Source organism: Proteiniclasticum sp. (assembly GCF_032054185.1).
In the GTDB taxonomy this organism is placed as follows: Bacteria; Bacillota; Clostridia; order Clostridiales; family Clostridiaceae; genus Proteiniclasticum.
The window spans coordinates 82,064-100,352 of record NZ_DAMBTF010000006.1; the positions used below are offsets into that span (position 1 = coordinate 82,064).

16 protein-coding genes, 3 tRNA genes and 1 riboswitch are annotated in these 18,289 nt (G+C 42.7%); of the genes, 3 read left to right on the plus strand and 16 right to left on the minus strand.

The window, feature by feature from the left end; genetic code table 11:
* Positions 1-442: 442 nt before the first annotated feature.
* From RTX25_RS04895 to RTX25_RS04905, 3 genes are read right to left on the minus strand one after another with little or no spacing between them, the layout of a single operon-like run.
* A complete protein-coding gene (locus RTX25_RS04895) occupies positions 443-1,072 on the minus strand; it encodes a phosphoribosyltransferase family protein (RefSeq protein WP_312651191.1) in 630 nt (209 codons plus the stop codon).
* The gene (locus RTX25_RS04900) at positions 1,056-2,039 is read right to left on the minus strand and encodes a hypothetical protein (RefSeq protein WP_312651195.1); all 984 of its coding nucleotides are present in this window, start codon (positions 2,037-2,039) and stop codon (positions 1,056-1,058) included. Before RTX25_RS04900 ends, RTX25_RS04895 begins: the two co-directional genes overlap by 17 nt.
* Before the next feature lie 37 nt (positions 2,040-2,076).
* Positions 2,077-4,287, minus strand: coding sequence for an ATP-dependent RecD-like DNA helicase (locus RTX25_RS04905; protein ID WP_312651198.1), 2,211 nt, complete (start codon positions 4,285-4,287; stop codon positions 2,077-2,079).
* A 206-nt stretch (positions 4,288-4,493) separates the two neighbouring features.
* Between RTX25_RS04905 and nagA the strand changes: the two genes are divergently transcribed.
* Positions 4,494-5,618: an N-acetylglucosamine-6-phosphate deacetylase gene (gene nagA / locus RTX25_RS04910; protein WP_312651201.1), complete on the plus strand. Its 1,125-nt coding sequence runs from the start codon at positions 4,494-4,496 to the stop codon at positions 5,616-5,618.
* Between the two features lie 231 nt (positions 5,619-5,849).
* Positions 5,850-7,580 (plus strand): DUF4153 domain-containing protein, encoded by a 1,731-nt coding sequence (locus RTX25_RS04915; protein ID WP_312651204.1) that lies wholly within the window; start codon positions 5,850-5,852, stop codon positions 7,578-7,580.
* A 106-nt stretch (positions 7,581-7,686) separates the two neighbouring features.
* Here the strand turns inward: RTX25_RS04915 and metK are convergent, their stop codons facing one another.
* From metK to RTX25_RS04975, 12 genes are all read right to left on the minus strand, one after another.
* Complete coding sequence (gene metK, locus RTX25_RS04920; RefSeq protein ID WP_312651207.1) at positions 7,687-8,868, minus strand: methionine adenosyltransferase; 1,182 nt, start codon at positions 8,866-8,868, stop codon at positions 7,687-7,689.
* 72 nt (positions 8,869-8,940) lie between these two features.
* Positions 8,941-9,040, minus strand: a riboswitch (SAM riboswitch).
* A gap of 54 nt (positions 9,041-9,094) precedes the next feature.
* A tRNA-Tyr gene (locus RTX25_RS04925) sits at positions 9,095-9,179 on the minus strand.
* Between the two features lie 85 nt (positions 9,180-9,264).
* Positions 9,265-9,349: transfer RNA gene (locus RTX25_RS04930), tRNA-Tyr, on the minus strand.
* A 7-nt stretch (positions 9,350-9,356) separates the two neighbouring features.
* Positions 9,357-9,431, minus strand: a tRNA-Thr gene (locus RTX25_RS04935).
* 253 nt (positions 9,432-9,684) lie between these two features.
* Positions 9,685-10,314 (minus strand): uracil phosphoribosyltransferase, encoded by a 630-nt coding sequence (upp, locus tag RTX25_RS04940; RefSeq protein WP_312651209.1) that lies wholly within the window; start codon positions 10,312-10,314, stop codon positions 9,685-9,687.
* A complete protein-coding gene (gene rpiB / locus RTX25_RS04945; RefSeq protein WP_312651212.1) occupies positions 10,314-10,778 on the minus strand; it encodes a ribose 5-phosphate isomerase B in 465 nt (154 codons plus the stop codon). The genes upp and rpiB overlap by 1 nt, the downstream gene beginning before the upstream one ends.
* A gap of 2 nt (positions 10,779-10,780) precedes the next feature.
* The gene (locus tag RTX25_RS04950; protein WP_312651214.1) at positions 10,781-11,212 is read right to left on the minus strand and encodes a low molecular weight protein arginine phosphatase; all 432 of its coding nucleotides are present in this window, start codon (positions 11,210-11,212) and stop codon (positions 10,781-10,783) included.
* Positions 11,213-11,214: 2 nt separating this feature from the next.
* Entirely contained in the window at positions 11,215-12,264 is a 1,050-nt protein-coding gene (locus RTX25_RS04955) for an L-threonylcarbamoyladenylate synthase (protein ID WP_312651216.1), read from the minus strand.
* A 40-nt stretch (positions 12,265-12,304) separates the two neighbouring features.
* Positions 12,305-13,384 carry a peptide chain release factor 1 gene (gene prfA, locus RTX25_RS04960; RefSeq protein ID WP_312651219.1) on the minus strand — a complete coding sequence of 360 codons (1,080 nt, stop codon included), beginning with the start codon at positions 13,382-13,384 and terminating at the stop codon, positions 12,305-12,307.
* Between the two features lie 49 nt (positions 13,385-13,433).
* Positions 13,434-14,282, minus strand: a complete 849-nt coding sequence (gene prmC, locus RTX25_RS04965) for a peptide chain release factor N(5)-glutamine methyltransferase (RefSeq protein ID WP_312651222.1) — start codon at positions 14,280-14,282, stop codon at positions 13,434-13,436.
* Between the two features lie 2 nt (positions 14,283-14,284).
* On the minus strand, positions 14,285-15,184 hold the full coding sequence (locus tag RTX25_RS04970; RefSeq protein ID WP_312651225.1) for a DUF1385 domain-containing protein: 900 nt from the start codon (positions 15,182-15,184) through the stop codon (positions 14,285-14,287).
* A 15-nt stretch (positions 15,185-15,199) separates the two neighbouring features.
* On the minus strand, positions 15,200-15,808 hold the full coding sequence (locus tag RTX25_RS04975; RefSeq protein ID WP_312651229.1) for a thymidine kinase: 609 nt from the start codon (positions 15,806-15,808) through the stop codon (positions 15,200-15,202).
* A gap of 138 nt (positions 15,809-15,946) precedes the next feature.
* On the opposite strand from RTX25_RS04975, the gene rpmE reads away from it, so the two are divergent.
* A complete protein-coding gene (gene rpmE, locus RTX25_RS04980) occupies positions 15,947-16,168 on the plus strand; it encodes a 50S ribosomal protein L31 (RefSeq protein WP_312651232.1) in 222 nt (73 codons plus the stop codon).
* A gap of 99 nt (positions 16,169-16,267) precedes the next feature.
* Here rpmE and RTX25_RS04985 read toward each other — a convergent pair whose 3' ends face one another.
* Entirely contained in the window at positions 16,268-18,160 is a 1,893-nt protein-coding gene (locus RTX25_RS04985; RefSeq protein WP_312651235.1) for an ABC-F family ATP-binding cassette domain-containing protein, read from the minus strand.
* Positions 18,161-18,289: the final 129 nt, after the last annotated feature.

An 18,289-nucleotide genomic window follows, 5' to 3' on the forward strand; every position in this document is an offset into this window, starting at 1 on the left:
TTGTATCCATATTTCACCTTTTCTCTTAAGTTCAGTATTTTGCTCTATTTAATATTATAGCCCTAAACTTCCGGTTTATCACCCAGGAATCAAAAAAGCGCAAAAAAATTAAGCAGCCATAGGCTGCTTAACTGCACAAATGTGCTGAAAGCTATTTGACCTAGTATTTGACCCCACACTCGCCTGCTGGAGCTTTTGCTACCCGGACTTAACCTCTCACTACTTACCCTCTCATTTCTGGCAGGACTTACTTCTAAGCCGCACCATGATTGTCAGCGCTTTGACTGACTTACGTGGATCCTTTTGCCTGCGACTGGCCTGGACTATCAGGGTTACCCCTGAGCAACTACAAACATAACTTTCATCTAATCATTATAGCTATGTTGTTTTGATTTATCAAGGCGTTTTTTAGAAATTAAACTCTGCGGTCAGGCAGCTTTTTTCAGAGTCTGGAAAATGTAAGGTACCTGCACTCCATATTAAGCTCCTCCAGAAGCTCTAAACACTGCAGTACAGTACTTCCGGTAGTATAGACATCATCAATGAGGACAACCCTTTTCCCTTTAAGCCCACTGAAATTTCCTTTTCGAAGTCTGATATTCTTCGCATTCACCTTGCGTTCTTCCCTGTCCAGAACTTTCTGTTCTTTACCCGCAGCGATAAAAAGAGCGACTACAGGAACACCCGTTTTTCCCGATAGCGCACAGGCCAGATACTTCCCGTGATCAAACCCAAGTCTTTTCCGTGATTCATCAGAGGATGGAGCAAATGTGATCAGATCAAAACCCTTCAGTTCATTTCCGCATCGTTCGAACAGGAGATCAGCCATGGCATCTCCTGCAGAAAAAATCATTTTTTTCTTGAAGTTTGCAACGAGGGCCTGCGCTTCTTCCTGGTGCCTGAATAATGACTGCCCCCTGTTCTGATGATCGAGACAACCTTCATCATAGATTTTCAGTGAATCTCTACAGGATGTACAGATACCCGGATGGACTCCTCTACATACAGGACACGTCACTTCAGGATAGAGAATCTTAAGAAACATGTTAAGCAGTCTACTCGAAGCCTTCATCCCACAGAACCTTATTGAAATGTCTTGCCAGATCTCTGGTCTTTTCCATATCTCGGGTTACACTCTGACACAGCATAATGACTTCACCATTGAGTTCGTCATAATAACCGCTTCTCAGACAGAAGAAAATCAGCTCACGGTAGCTGTACCTTGCAGAATCTGAACCATGGATAATGATTTCCAGATTGGATTCCACCTCCAGATAATCGTCCAGATCATCCGTAATGAAGATATGGGCTTTCGTTCCATCCATGCAGAGTTCCTTCATCTTCATTGTTCCGATCTCATCCACATCATAAATCGAACTTTCCAGAGACTCATCAATTTTCGAAAGAAATCTTGCCACTTTCTTCTTCACTTTTTTATTTGATGTCAGAAACAGCACCTTCTTCTTCTCGATCACAAACCAGAGCAGATACTCGTAAACAGAAGTCGGCACAAATTCATCAAGATTAAGCCTGGTTTCCAGAATCCGCGGTTCAGAAATAAAACCGCTTCTCCCTGCCATAGGCACTTCAATGACCTCCATGCCCATGAATACCGTTTCGAAGGAGTAAGCAATGACCTTTCTGCATTTCGGAAAGATAAATCCGATGAGCTGCTGCATTTCAGGCTTTTTATGAATCGGAAAAGAGTTCACATCATCATAGATGACAAGATCATACTCCCCTCTGACTCTAAGTGCCTGAAAATAATCACAGATGACCAACGCATCCATTTCATTGATTTCCATCTCCTGATGTACCGAAATGGACTCAAACCCAGCCTCCCTCATCACTCTTACAATCAGAACCTTTTCCTTGTCTTCCCCTGTAATGTAGAGCACACGACCGCCATCATAAAGAATCTTTTTCACCAGATCTTTGACCGGTTCAATGCCCATATAGGGAACAGTTTTCATATTGATCGCTTTATCCATTGAGGTATCATACCAGTTCATCAGCTGTTTTATCTTTTCTGTTTTCATAAATTCCCCCACCTATTTAACGAGACTTACAGATCACCTACATGCTCACATTATCCAGAACACTGAGGATTCTGTATTTCAGCGATGTATGTCTTTCGTAAGTTCTGGTATTTTTGATCATGTAGCTTAATGCTTTCTTGGAGCCGACAAGGACCAGCAGCTCCTTCGCACGGGTCACCCCGGTATAGATCAGATTACGGCTCATCAGAAGAGGCGGCCCCATAAACATGGGTATGATCACAACCTTGAATTCACTGCCCTGACTCTTATGAATTGTGACAGCATAAGCCATCTCCAGTTCATCCAGTTCAGAAGATTCAAATTCGACGATCTTATCTTCATCAAACAGAACAGATACGATGTTGTCCTCAGTATTGATTTCCGTCACATATCCGATATCTCCGTTGAATATACCCTGCCCTTCCGGCGGTTCTCCATGCGCTCTTTTTATTTTTTTCCATTTAATCATATAATTGTTTTTGGTCTGCATAACTTTATCACCGACCTGAAACTCAGTAAAGTCATACTTTTTGCGGTTGGGATTCAGAGCCATCTGAAGAACCTGGTTGAGATTATAAACACCAAGCTCTCCTTTGCGCATTGGTGTCAGGATCTGGAAGTCTCTGATTCTATCCCAGTTTTTATTGAATTTTGGCAGTCTCGAAGTAACCAGTTCAACGATCTTGCTCAGTGAATCCTCATTGCTGTCTCCGCTGATAAAGAAAAAATCACTTCCTTTATTATTGAGCTGAGGCATTTCACCGGTGTTGATCCTATGTGCGTTGGTTGTGATAAAGGATTCTTTTCCCTGTCTGTAGATGAACTGCAGCTTTACCACCTTGAAGGCTGTACTGTCGATAAGATCTTCCAGCACCCGCCCCGCACCGACAGAAGGGAGCTGATCCGCATCTCCCACAAGAATCAGTCTTGTATGAGGTTTGATCGCTTTCAACAGATTATTCATCAGCATGACATCAATCATGGAAGCTTCATCAATAATCACCACATCGCAGTTTAAAGTGTTATCCTCATCAAATAAAACCTCTTCATCCTCTGTGGATACACCAAGTTCAATCAGTCTATGTATCGTCTTGGATTCTCTGCCTGTAGCCTCAGACATTCTTTTTGCCGCTCTTCCTGTTGGTGCACCCATAAGAACTTTTTTCCCAGCCCGGTCAAAAATCTCAAGTATGCATTTGATGATTGTCGTTTTACCTGTGCCCGGCCCACCAGTAATGATTTCAATTCCATTGTTTACAGCCCCTACAATAGCTTCGATCTGTTTATCATGGAATTCAATCATATTCTCTTTTTCAAAATCTCTGATGTATTCTTCCACAGGGATTTTGAGATCATCCACTTCATTCAGCGCAAGCGTGAGCATCATTTTCGTGACCGAAACTTCAGCATAGAGATATGGAAGGGAAAAGATTCCCTCCACATCCCCGACGATCTCCATGGCAAGTTTGTTCGTCATCACACTGTGCATGATATTTTCTTCGATAAGCTCCTCAGGAACTTCAAGAGTCATTCTCCCCTTTTCCAGAAGAACGGGTCTAGGAATAAAAGTGCTCCCTTGAGCGCAGTACTCATTGACGATATGCCTGATTCCGCTCTGAATCCGGAAAGGTGAGTCAATTTCGATGCCCAGATTTCGAGCGATTCCATCAGCGGTCTTAAATCCGATGCTTGGAACCTCTTCCGAAAGCACATACGGATTCTCTCTGACTTTTGACACCGCTTCATTTCCGAATACCCTATAGATTTTCAGCGCCTGTTTCGGTGTAACACCGTAACTCTGAAGGAAGACCATGATATTCTTCACTTCACGGCCTTTGATGTATGAATCGTAGATGAGCTTGATTTTCTTCTCTCCTATCCCTTCAAGTTCCATCAGACGCTTAGTATCATTCTCGATGATACTGAAAATGTCACTGCCGAATTTATCGACGAGTTTTTTCGCGGTAATGGGCCCTATGCCTGATATGGTTCCAGAAGACAGATATTTCTCGATTCCTTTTAAAGAATTAGGCATAACCTCCTCATAGTTTTCGCATTTGAACTGTCTGCCGAAGGTTGCATGGGTTACCCAGTCTCCGTGCAGAATAAGTGTCTGGCCTACTGATATGAATGGAAATGTACCCAATGCGATATGAATATCCTTGTCATCTTCTATTCTGAAAATACAAAAGGCATTTTCTTCATTCTGAAATATGATGTCGCGTACAACACCTTCTAAATTTTCCATAACTACTCCCTGCATTCTTTCTTAACGTTAATCTCTAGTTATATGATAATCTAAAAGGCTTTGGGTTTCCACATTTCCTGACATGGTTTATTATATATACCTGCAAATAATCTATTCATTTTGATTAATTTATTTTTCCGATTTGCTGTATAATAGAAGAAGAAGAAATCTGCTCAGCAGACTGAAATAGTAAAGAGGTGCAAAAAATGATATTCAAAGATTTTAAAGTGATTTTTCCTGATCGTATTGAAGTGATGTCAGTACAGACAAGAGACGGAAAAATCATCAGTTTCAGTCCTGATTTTTCAGGAGATGAAGTTATAGAAGGTAACGGAAGATATCTTTCACCCGGTTTTGTCGACATCCATATCCATGGAGCGGGTAATCACGACACCATGGAGGCAAGCTTTGAAGCTCTGGAAGCCATATCAACAACCGTAGCAAAGCATGGGACAACAACCTTCCTACCCACAACAATGACCGTGGACGTAAGAGAAATCAGAAAGGCTGTGGAAGCGGCAAAAGAGGCAAAAGGTAAAGTAAGTGGAGCATCCATAGGCGGTGTACATCTGGAGGGACCCTTCATCAGTGAAGGGGCTATCGGTGCACAGAACCCCAACTTCGTCATCAGACCCACACTTGAATCTTTCAGAGAAATGGTGGGTGAAGATCTTGACCTCATCAAGAATATCACCATGGCGCCTGAAGTGGAAGGTGCACTTGAGCTCATTCCATTCCTGAGAAAAAATGATATCAACGTATCCATCGGCCATACTGTGGCTACCTATGAAGAGGCGATGAAAGGCATAAGAGCTGGATGTAATCATTCCACCCATCTGTTCAATGCCATGACTCCATTTACTCATAGACAGCCCGGAGTTGTCGGTGCAATATTTGACACAGATATTTCCACTGAGACCATATCCGACGGCATTCATGTCAGCTATCCCTCACTTCGTATCGCCTACAAAGCCAAATCCACGGATAAAGTGCTGCTGGTCACCGATGCCATGATGGCCTGCGGAATGCCCGACGGTATCTATTCACTCGGCGGACAGGATGTCATTTCCAAAGAAGGTGCGGCAAGACTCACTTCAGGCGCTCTGGCCGGTTCCATTCTGACCATGGACAAAGCAGTGAAGAATGTGTTTGAGCATACCGATATTCCTCTTCATGAAGTCATTAAGATGGCTTCATTAAACGGTGCTAAATTTATCGGCGCTGAAAAGACGAAAGGTAAGATTGCACTGAATTATGATGCTGATCTTCTTGTTCTTTCCGAAAACCTGGAAGTTCTCCATGTTTATATTGAAGGCAGACAGTTCATCTAGAAAAATATCTGAAAAGGACATCATTCCCGTGAATGGTGTCCTTTTATATATGCTGAAATCCGCATGTTTTCGATCAGACTTTGTTTAAATCATTATGAAGTTTTCTGTAAGTAATACTCCTGACATGATTTTGATACTAAAATGTAGCTAAGACATAATACAATCAGATAAAGAAATCCTTATTATACAAGGAGGTGAACAGAAAACATCATATAAGATGTTTTCTCGATCATGAAACTGACAGAAAGAATCAAAGAACAATTTTCAGGCCTTGGAGACAGCTTTCTCCGTTTCCCTGTAACAGCAATTTTATCATTTATTCTCATGGGACTGCTCATTACTCAAAACGAAAGAAATATTCAGGGTATCTACGAAACGGACACTCTACGAAGAATGGCTATGGTCACAGCCATCGGAATGCTCCTAAGCATTTCTCTGAAACATCTGGCTGAGAGATTCTGGCCGGATAAACCGGCACTGCTCATTACAGTGGTACCTGCCCTGGCCGTTATGGTGCTCTACTACATATTTTATACAGAAGAGATGAATATGGTAAGTACTGTACGTTTTGTGGGAACACTGCTCATCCTCATCATCGCCATATTCTATACACTGAGACTGAAGCTCACAGAAAATTATGAGCATTATGTCGTACGTGTTTTTAACGGACTGTTTATCACTATTCTCTATTCCGGTGTACTGTACTTCGGAATCTCGGCAATCATTTTCACCATCAACGCTCTGTTTGATGCCGATATAGACGGTAAGTGGTTCTTCTATTTCTTCCTTGTTGTCACCTTCATATTCGGCGCACTGATGTTCCTCTCGAAGCTCCCAAGAAAAGAAGAGAACCTTGATGAGCATCTCTATTCCAAAGCCCTCAAAGTTCTTCTGCTTTATATCGTCATTCCGCTGATCACCATTTATACCGGAATCCTTTATGTTTACTTCATCAAGATTCTTGTGACTCAGGAATGGCCACGCGGACTGGTTTCCAATCTGGTTCTCTGGTATTCAGTGGTTTCAGCCGCGGTAATCTTCTTCATTACACCAATACTCCATGAAAATCAGCTGGCAAGACTCTTTAGAACCTGGTTTCCAAGAATACTGCTTCCCATCCTTGCCATGATGTTTGTTTCCATCGCAAAGAGAATATACCAATATGGCGTGACAGAAAACCGCTATCTCGTGGTTCTTCTTGGCCTATGGGTACTCACTGCTATGCTGTACTTCATCATCAAGAAGAAGCTCAATAATATTTTCCTTCCAGTAAGTCTATCGATCCTTGCTGTGATATCCATATTTGGTCCCCTGTCCGCATTCAGTGTTTCTAACTTCAGTCAGAATCAGCGCTTCTCGACATTGCTCGAAAGAAACAATATGCTGGTGTCAGGCGAAGTCGTACCGGGAACCAATGTTTCAGAAGAAGACCGCAAGAATATCTCAAGTATCGTTTCTTATTTTGAGTCAAGAGACCTGGATAAAATCAGACATCTCGATTCAGGATATGCTTACTCGGATTTCAAGGACACCTTCGGATTCGAGCGTGAGGATCATTACGGTAACCCCAATATGGAATACATCAACCTGTTTACCGACCAGAATGAATCCGCATCAGAAGTATCAGGTTTTGATTACCTGTTTATGCTGAACAACTATACAGAATCTGTAACCTTCCAGGACATGAAAATAGAACTCACCGATATAACGAACCTTAAAATCACCCTTAAAGATGAGCTGATCCTTCAAGAAGAACTAAGTGATGATATTCTCGCAATCGTAGAGAAACATGAAGGACAGATGGAAAAAGGCATTCTCAATCCGGAAGATGCTGTTATCCTGCTGGAAAATGAGGAAATCAGTGTAAAAATCACACTACTGGAACTCTCCGCAAGAAGAGAGACCGGTGATGAACTGAATTTCGATCACCTCAGAATCAGCCTGCTGATCGACGTGAAGTAAGGTAACCTAAAGAACAGATAAATTTAAAAGTCCTGCAGCCAGAATTTGATATCTGGTTGCAGGACTTTTATGATTCTTAAATTTCTGATTCAGGTTTATCTATATACTAGCTGAGCAGCGCTCTGATCTCATCGACCTTATCAAGCTTTTCCCATGTCAGATCGAGATCATTTCTTCCAAAGTGTCCATATGCAGCAATCTGTCTGTAGATCGGTCTTCTCAGATCAAGGTCTCTTATGATAGCACCAGGTCTGAGGTCAAACACCTTATTGATGATTTCGATGATGCTCTCGTGTGAGATTTTCTCTGTTCCAAAAGTGAATACCTCAACCGAAATCGGTTTAGCCACACCAATAGCATAGGACAGCTGAACTTCCAGTTTATCGGCAACACCTGCTGCCACCAGATTCTTTGCAACCCATCTTGCAGCATATGCCGCTGAACGGTCAACCTTTGTCGGATCCTTTCCTGAGAAAGCACCGCCGCCGTGTCTGCCGTATCCGCCATAAGTATCGACAATAATCTTTCTTCCTGTAAGACCAGAGTCACCCTGCGGTCCACCAACAATGAACTGTCCAGTCGGATTCACGAATATCTTCGTCTCTTCATCCATGAGTTCTACAGGAATTACAGCCTTAATGACATTTTCGATGATGTCTCTTCTGATTTCTTCCTGTGTCACGATAGAACTGTGCTGTGTGGAGACGACGATGGTGTCCACTCTAACAGGCTTATCATCCTCATCATATTCAATGGTCACCTGAGTCTTGCCATCAGGTCTTAAGTATGGCAGAAGCTCATTTTTTCTGACTTCAGCAAGTCTTCTTGCCAGCTTATGCGCAAAATTCACAGGCATCGGCATATAATCTTCAGTTTCGTTTGTAGCAAAACCGAACATCATCCCCTGATCTCCTGCTCCTGTCTGCAGCATTGCATCATGGTCACCCTCACGGGTTTCAAGAGAAGCGTTAACTCCCTGAGCGATATCTGGTGACTGTTCATCAATAGAAGTCAGTACAGCGCATGTCTCGGCATCAAATCCGAACTTGGCACGAACATATCCGATTTCAGTGACCGTCTTTCTTACGATTTTAGGAATATCCACATAGCAGTCTGTAGTGATTTCCCCCATCACCATCACCATACCTGTTGTCACCGCTGTCTCACAGGCAACTCTCGCCTTAGGATCCTGTTCCAGTATGCTGTCCAGTATGGCATCTGAAATCTGGTCACAGATTTTATCCGGATGTCCTTCTGTTACTGATTCTGAAGTAAATAATCTTTTCATTTTCTCCTCCTTATTTTTACACAACAAAAAACCTCTTCACAATAAGAAGAGGTGTGTCAAAGTTCTACATCTCTCTTATCTCGCAGCGTAATGCTGCAGGAATTGGCACCACGTATTGCTACAGGTTGCCGGGTTTCACAGGGCCCTTTCCCTCCACCTCTCTTGATAAGAGTATTCAATTTTAATTCCATAAAAAAAGACATCAATTGTAACAATTGTGTCTTTGTGGTGGAGGAGAGTGGATTCGAACCACTGAAGCAACTTGCAACAGATTTACAGTCTGCCCCCTTTGGCCACTTGGGTACTCCTCCCTATTTGTGTACAACTGCTTTTTTATATTACAACAGTCTTAGGGTTTTGTCAATAACATTCGCTAAGGTATTTCATCGGAAAAAATGGTGGAGGAGAGTGGATTCGAACCACTGAAGCAACTTGCAACAGATTTACAGTCTGCCCCCTTTGGCCACTTGGGTACTCCTCCTGAAATGTGGAGCTGGTGAACGGAATCGAACCATCAACCTGCTGATTACAAATCAGCTGCTCTACCATTGAGCCACACCAGCAAATGAACTGACAAAGACTAGTATATAGCCTGGACGATGATATTTCAAGGGTTTTTCCAAAAAAATATTTCTGTTTTTTTATCACTGAGTGCATTTTCAGGAACAGAAAACGTTCCTGATTTTCCCTTTGAAAAAGATTGCCTATGAGACTCATGGATGATTGAAATTCACCTGTTACCGATTATCTGGAACAGATCCTGAAAAAATGCAGACTCCGAAATCAGTTTTCGCAGTCTGCACCATCATCATCTGATTATTTAGTTCCGAAAAGTCTATCTCCGGCATCTCCAAGTCCTGGAACGATGTAGCCGTGCTCATTCAGTTTTTCATCGATTGAAGCGATGAAAATATCCACATCCGGATGTGTTTCTGATAGAACCTTGATTCCTTCTGGAGCAGCAACAAGGCCGACAAACTTGATGGACTTCGCTCCTCTTTTCTTCAGCATATGGATCGCATCAACTGCAGATCCGCCAGTTGCAAGCATAGGATCAACTACGATTACGTCTCTTTCTTCGATGTCCTTTGGAAGTTTGCAGAAGTATTCTACAGGCTGTAGTGTGCTCTCATCTCTGTAAAGACCGATGTGTCCGACCTTGGCAGCAGGAACGAGCTTAAGCATACCATCAACCATACCGATACCCGCTCTTAAGATCGGAACGATGGCAAGCTTCTTTCCTGTGATTGTCTTGCAGTGGGCAATCGCAACTGGTGTTTCAATATCAATATCCTCCATCGGCAAGTCTCTGGTCACCTCATAAGCCATAAGTGTGGAAATTTCTTCTACCACCTCTCTGAACTCTTTGGACCCCGTGTTCTTGTCTCTGATGATCGCCAGTTTGTGCAGTACCAGCGGATGATTGATTTCTATTACTCTACCCATTATTTTTCCTCCTCAACTTCTATATATTTCTCTTCCAGTGATGTGATCTTATCGATTCTTGTCTGATGTCTTCCGCCTTCAAACTTCGTAGTCAAAAACGTATCAACGATGTCAAGAGCCAATGAAGGTCCGATTACCCTCTCGCCCATGGTCAGTATATTGGCATCATTGTGTTCTCTTGTCGCATGTGCACTGAATGTATCATGACAAAGGGCTGCACGGATTCCTCTGATCTTGTTTGCCGCAATCCCGATACCGATACCTGTTCCGCAGATAAGGATACCTAAATCCTGACTTTTATCTGCAATACTTAGTGCGACCTTTTCCGAGATATCCGGATAATCACAGGACTCTCGGGTATATGTACCGAAATCCCTGACCTCATATCCTTTCTTCTCGAGATGTTCCTTCACCGTTTCTTTCAGCGTGATGCCGCCATGGTCAGAACCAATTGCAATCTTCATGTTTACCTCCTGAACTTTTCAAAATCTTGTATACTCTGGATCAGTGTTCTGATTTCACTGAACGTTCTGATATATACTTCTTCTTCCATGCCGTAAGGGTCCATAACGTCCCCTGTTTCGCCGGCAAGCTCTTTAAGCGTAAATACCTTTTCCCCGCCGTATCGCCTTCTGATTTCCATTTTCTGTGCTTCTGTCATGGTGATGATATAATCCGCTTTCACCACATCACCATCAAGTATTTCCTCAGCTTCCCGATTTTCATTATAACCGTATTCCCGAAGCAGAATTTTCTTCGCTTCCGGAGATAGAATACTGCCTCTCTGAACATAAAGTCCTCGTGAAGACGCCTCTGCCTTGTGATAGGTTTCATTGAAAATCACTTCGGCCATAGGACTTCTGCATGTATTACCTGTGCATACAAACAACACTTTCATCTCTACACCTCAATTATATTGAATCCTGACGCCTTCTTCAGACGGTTCATGATCGCCTGTCCCACACCCTCCTCTGAAAGCCCTTCTGCAAGGATCAGATCCACATCTGAATCATCAAAGCTTCTGAGCCCTTCAAAAAGATTTCGCGCAAGCTCTTCCTGATTCTTCTCGCTGCCTAAAGAAATAAATCTGACATTTTCTCTATTATACAACTTCTCCCGCTCTATCGGTGAAAGAATTCCTACATGTTTTCCATCCCGGATATTCTTTTCCATTAGTTCGACGATCTTATCTGCCACATTTTTCTTACTCCCAGATATGATGGTCAATGGTGCTTCTGGTGCATAATGACGATACTTCATTCCAGGCGCCTTTGGGGTTTCCTTTTCGTCCGCTCTGGTCTTTGCCTCATCATAAACCACTTCATGATCAACCTCCCAAAGATCTTCATATGTGATGAATCCTGGCCTTAAAAGGCGGGGAGGATGAACGCTGTAGTCCACAATGGTGGATTCAAGACCCACAATGGAACTACCGTCACCTATAATCATATCCACTCTACCATCAAGATCTTCCACACACCTTTCAAAGTTTGTGGGACTCGGTTTTCCGGAAATATTGGCTGATGGTGCGGCAATAGGGTGTCCCAGTGCTTTTATGAGCATTCTCGCAACCTCATTCGATGGCATTCTGACACCCACCGTATCAAGTCCGGCGCTGGTTTCAAGAGGTACGAGATCTGTTTTCATAAGGATGATGGTCAAGGGTCCAGGCCAGAACCTGTCCATCAGCTCCTGAGCCTTCGACGGTACTGATCTGACATATTCTGAAAGATCAGCATCTGCAACATGGATGATGAGAGGATTATCCTGAGGCCTTCCCTTTGCTTCAAATATCTTTTTGACCGCATCCTTATTCAGTGCATCGGCACCAAGGCCGTATACTGTTTCTGTAGGAAATGCGACAACTCCCCCTCTACTCAGTATCTCTGCACCTTTATCCACTGCCGATCTGTCTGTTCCATTTTTGAAATTGACTTTGATTGTATCCATTTTCACCTCAAAAATGGGGACAGTAAAACTGTCCCCCTCATTAGTTATTTCTGTTACCCATGGCCTTCAATTTTTCAGCCTGGTCGTATCTGATAAGGGAATCAAACATTTCATCCATATCTCCATTAAGGAATGCTTCAAGTTTATAAAGCGTGAGATTGATCCTGTGGTCCGACACTCTTCCCTGAGGATAATTGTATGTTCTGATTCTCTCGGAACGGTCACCCGTACCTACCTGTGATTTTCTTTCGTCAGCTATGCCCTTGCTTCTTTCACTCTGCGCAATTTCATAAAGCCTTGCTCTTAATATCTTAAGCGCTTTTTCCTTGTTCTTCAGCTGTGATTTTTCATCCTGTACGGCAACGACAAGTCCCGATGGCAGATGAGTAACTCGAACAGCGGAGTCGGTAGTATTAACGGACTGTCCGCCATTACCTGATGAACGGTAAACGTCTACCCTGATTTCATTCATATTGATGACAACGTCAACATCATCCACTTCAGGCAGAACTGCAACTGTTGCTGTGGATGTATGTATTCTTCCTGAACTTTCAGTATCAGGAACTCTCTGTACTCTATGTACCCCTGACTCATACTTCATCAGGGAATAGACACCGTGCCCCTTAACCATAAACACGACTTCCTTGAATCCGCCGATGTCTGTTTCATTAAGGCTCATGATTTCCACTTTCCATCTTTTGCTTTCTGCATATTTTACATACATTCTATACAGGTTGTACGCAAAAAGTGCTGCCTCATCTCCGCCTGCGCCACCACGAATTTCAACAAAAACGTTCTTGTCGTCATTGGGATCCTTAGGAAGAAGCATGATCTGAAGTTCAGACTCGATGTTGTCAAGTCTTGCCTTGATGGTTCTCACATCTTCATTGATCATTTCTCTCATGTCCTGGTCGTCTTCAGACTGAAGCATCTCCATATTTGAGTCGAGCTCATCCTTTAAACCTTTGAATTCACGGTACTTCGTAACGATCGCTTCAAGATCGGAGTGCTCTTTTACAAGTTTCTGCCATGCTTCCTGATCCGCAATGACACTCGGGTCACTGATTCTCATGGTAAGCTCTTCATATTTACCTTCTACAAAACATAATCTTTCTAACATTAATCTCTCTCCTTAATTCTAAATGATATGAAAAAATAACGTCAGGAAGCTAAGTCTCTGGAATGAGTTCTCCGGAAACTACCCGATGATGACCCGAAAGGTCATTTATGGTTATGACATTTTTAAATCCATTTTCTTTTAACATATTTTCCACCTCTTGACTCTGGTCATAACCGATCTCAAAAATCAGTATGCCATGATCCGTCAGATGCTGCCTTGCCTGCATTGCTATGGTTTTATAGAAATCCAGTCCTCGTATTCCTCCATAAAGAGCAAGATGAGGCTCATAGTCTTTCACAGAAACCGATAAAGTCTCCATATCCTCCTGACTGATATAGGGAGGATTACTGATGATGAGATCATACTGATCATCAATCTTCTGAAAAAGGTCCGATACGATGAAATTCACCCTATCTCTGACACCAAGCTTTTCGGCGTTTTCTTCCGAGACTAGAATGGCTCCTTTATTTATATCAGAAAGTGTTACATTTGTAAATTCCAAGATTTTGGCTATAGACAGCCCAATAGCACCTGATCCGGAGCACAGATCAAGTATTTTTCGGCATTTCTTTTCCCTGATAACCTCAACAGCCTTTTCCACAGCAATTTCCGTGTCCGGTCTTGGTATGAGTGTATCTTCATTCACCCTGAAGGCAAATCCCATAAATTCCTTGTATCCTAAAATATAGGCAACCGGTTTTCCTTCTGCACGGGCTCTGATCATCTCGAAGAATCTCTCGAGAGAATCAGAGTCGAGCTCTTCATCCCGATTTGCGAGCAGATAGCCATCATCCTTTAAGAGCACTTCTTTAAGAAGTACTCTTGCATCAAGTGCCGGCGTGTCAGATATTTCTTTTAACATTCCCTGTGCCTGCCTGAGCACTTCTACGATACGCATCTTTATACCAGCCCTTCAGCTTCCTTGAGTGCTCTGATGGATACTTCCAGCATTTCGTCCAGAGGTTCTTTTGTGGTCAGTCTCTGAAGCATCATTCCAGGATAGGCGATGATTTTCTGAACGGGTCCCTTTGTCTTTCCAAGCCACCTTAGAATTTCATAGGTGATGCCGGAAATAAGCGGAAGTAGCAGAATCCTTGATACGATTCTCATGAGCGGATCTGTCCATCCTGTAAAACTGAAAACGATGATGCTTACAGCCATAACAAGAAACATAAAGTTGGTTCCGCATCTTTCATGAAATCTTGTGCAGGATCTCACATTTTCCACGGTAAGTTCCATCTCATTTTCATAGCAGATAATCGCTTTATGCTCCGCGCCATGATATTGAAACACCCTGTAGATATCTTTCATCTTGCTGATTCCGTAAAGGTATCCGATAAATATGCTCAACCTGATCACCGCTTCAATGACATTCAGGGCGATATGGGGTAGGTCATAATTTCTGAGTACCCCTGTAATCAGTGTGGGGAGAACAAAGAACAGGAGTACACTGATGCTCAGACTGAAAATCATGGTCAGGGTCTCTATGATCTTTTCCCCTTTGTCTCCGAATTTATCCTTCAGAAATTTATCGAATTTTGAGGGTTCATCTTCAATACCGAATATCGATGCGGACCAGTTGAGGCTCTTTATTCCAATCTTCATGGAATCGACCAGCGCGACAGCACCTCTTATGAGTGGCCATCTCAGTACTTTATATTTCATGGAGAGGGGCTTAGTATCATCGTGGTTCACCACGATCTCTCCTTCAGGACTTCGTACAGCCGTCGCAATTCCCTTTAGGCCTCTCATCATAACGCCTTCAATGACTGCCTGTCCCCCTACAGTTGTGTTTCTCATCTATTCACCAATTCCTTATTTTGATTTATTTCTTTCTTGCATTTTCTTTCTGAACTTGAAATAACAGTCAGCGCAAAGAGACTGGTACTCAACATTTCCCACCATATCGATGGCAACCTGTTCTCCTTCGAATACAAATTCACCATTGATCTTCCTACCGTTAAGAAGCGCTTTCTTGCCGCAGGTGCATATGGTTTTCAGTTCTTCAATGCTGTGCGCGAGCAGAAGAAGCCTTGCGCTTCCCTCAAAGCCGTTCATGAGAAAGTCTGTTCTTAGTCCATAACATATCACAGGTACCTTAAGAATAACTGCAACCTGAAGAAGTTCATCTATGTGCTTTTCTTTCAGAAACTGGACTTCATCCACCAGTATACAGTTGATTTTGCCTTCGCTCTGTATCCATTTCTCGGTAACTTCATAGAGGTTATCCTCATCACTTACTGCGAAATCCGCATCCCTGACGACTCCAAGCCTTGAAACCAGCTGGTTGCCGCCTTTTGCATCTACCTGAGGTTTGAAGATCTTGACTTTCATCCCTCTTTCCTCATAGTTATAAGCAACCTGCATGAGGTTGGTGGATTTTCCTGAGTTCATTGCTCCGTACCTAAAATAAAGTTTGCTCATCTCAAATTCTCCTAACTTCCTTAATACCCCATCTATTATAACATCTACCCTCATCATAATCCATAAGTATAGTTGACTACTTGCCGGGTAAGTGTTAGAATTGAAGAGTTAAAAAACAATGAAATTGAGGTGAATTAAATGAAAGAAGGCATACATCCAAATTACAACTCTGAAGCTGTTGTTAAGTGTGCATGTGGAAACACATTCGTTACTGGATCAGTAAAGGATGAACTTAAGGTTGAAATATGCTCTCAGTGCCATCCATTCTTCACAGGTAAGCAGAAGATTGTTGATGTGGGCGGAAGAGTTGATCGTTTCAAGAAGAAGTTCAACATCACTTCTACAAACGAAGAAGAATAGAATCTTCATTTAATTAAGGATCATTATTGGTCCTTTTTTATTTTATCTTAATATAAGGAAGGATCTTCGCAAAGACACCGCAAAGATCCTTCCTTTTTCTTATATCAGCCCCAGCTCTTCAGCCATTTCATTGAGATAGGTCCATCTCTCCATTGCTTCTTCCAGCTCTTTTTCAACCGCTTCCTTTTCGCTCACGAGCTCATTCAGCTTCTCAAAATCTGTAGCATGTTTTTCTATGGCCCCCTCAAGCTCAGCAATCTTATTTTCCAGATCTTCGATCCGTTTATCGATGCCATCGAACTCCCGCTGCTCCTTAAAGGAAAATTTCTTTGCCTTCTCCTTCTGTCTCACTTTCTGGGGAGTTTCCCTGACTATTTTCTCTTCCTCTTCTTTTTCCTCCGCTTCCTTCTTCTCCTCATAATCCGAGTAGTTTCCGAATATGATCTGAACATCCCCGTCTCCCTTAAAGAAGAATATCTTTTCAGCAACGCGGTCAAGGAAATAACGGTCATGTGAAACTGTGATGACAGCTCCAGGGAAGTTTTCCAGATAGTCTTCCAGTATCGAAAGTGTTGCGATGTCCAGATCATTGGTCGGTTCATCCAGAAGAATCACATTCGGTTTTTCCATAAGGATCCTGAGTAGCATCAGTCTTCTCTTCTCTCCACCTGAAAGTCTGTTTATGGGGGTCCACTGCTCATATGGTGGAAACAGGAATGTCTCCAGCATCTGAGAAGCAGTGACCGATCCATCTACCGTTTCGATGATTTCGGCGGCTTCCTTGATGAAGTCTATGACTCTCATCTCCTCATTCATGATGGTATATTCCTGAGACAGGAATCCGATTTTCACTGTTTCACCCACATCTATTGTGCCTTTGTCCGGCGCAACCTGTCCTGCAATCATCTTAAGAAAGGTTGACTTGCCGATGCCATTAGGACCGATGATTCCGATTCTGTCATCTTTTAGAACATTATAATTGAAGTCCTTAAGCAGTATATCTTCATCGTATGCTTTGGAAAGAGATGAGATTTCCACAATTTTCTTTCCAAGCCTTGAGGAAACCGTTCTGATTTCCACTTCATTATCCTCAAAGTGACCTTCCTGATTTTTCAGTGCCTCATATCTGTCGATTCTGGCTTTCTGTTTTGTACTTCTTGCCTTCGCACCTTTTCTGATCCAGGCAAGTTCACTTTCCAGAAGTTTTTTTCTTTTTCTGTCAGCCACTTCCTGAAGTTCCTGCCTTGATGCTTTCATTTCCAGATATTTGGAATAGTTGACGGGATAACTGTAAATTGATCCATGATCGATTTCAAGAATCCTGTTGGTCACCCTCTCAAGAAAGTACCTGTCATGGGTCACCATGAGGAGAGCTCCTCTTCGCTCCTTGAGATATTTCTCGAGCCAAGCCACCGTATCATTATCGATATGGTTTGTCGGCTCATCAAGAATAAGCAGATCGCATGGCGCGATAAGTGAAGTGGCCATGGCCACCCTTTTCTTCTGTCCACCTGAAAGTTCACCCATCTTTTTATGGAAATCTGTAATACCAAGCTTTGTGAGGATGGATTTTGCCTCCGCTTCCATACCCCAGGCATCCAGACTGTCCATTTTCCCCGTCAGCTGAATCAGCGATTTCTGATGGATTTTATTCTCGGGTTCAGAACTTGAGCGCTCAAGAGCTTCTTCATAAGCTCTGATCGTGTTCAGCTCTGGTGAATCTCCGCTGAACACCTGGTCAAGAACTGTATGTTCATCGCTGAAATCGGGCTCCTGTGAAAGGTATTCCACACGAATCTTACCCACTCTCTGCACAGTTCCCTCATCAGGTGGAATGATTCCCGCAATCACCTTCAGCAGCGTTGATTTCCCTGTACCGTTTATCCCTATGATTCCGATTTTATCTGTATCTGTAAAGGTAAAGCTGACCTCTTCAAAGAGTTTCTTTTCCCCGAAATTTTTCGTTAAGTTCTCTACTGTAATGATATTCAATGTGATTTCTCCTTCTTAGGTTTAATCTACCCATTATCATACATCATTTCCAAAATCTTTGGTAGAAGCGATCCTCCAAAAAAAAGTTCCTTCAGACGATATGGTCATCGACTGAAGGAACTTTTGTAT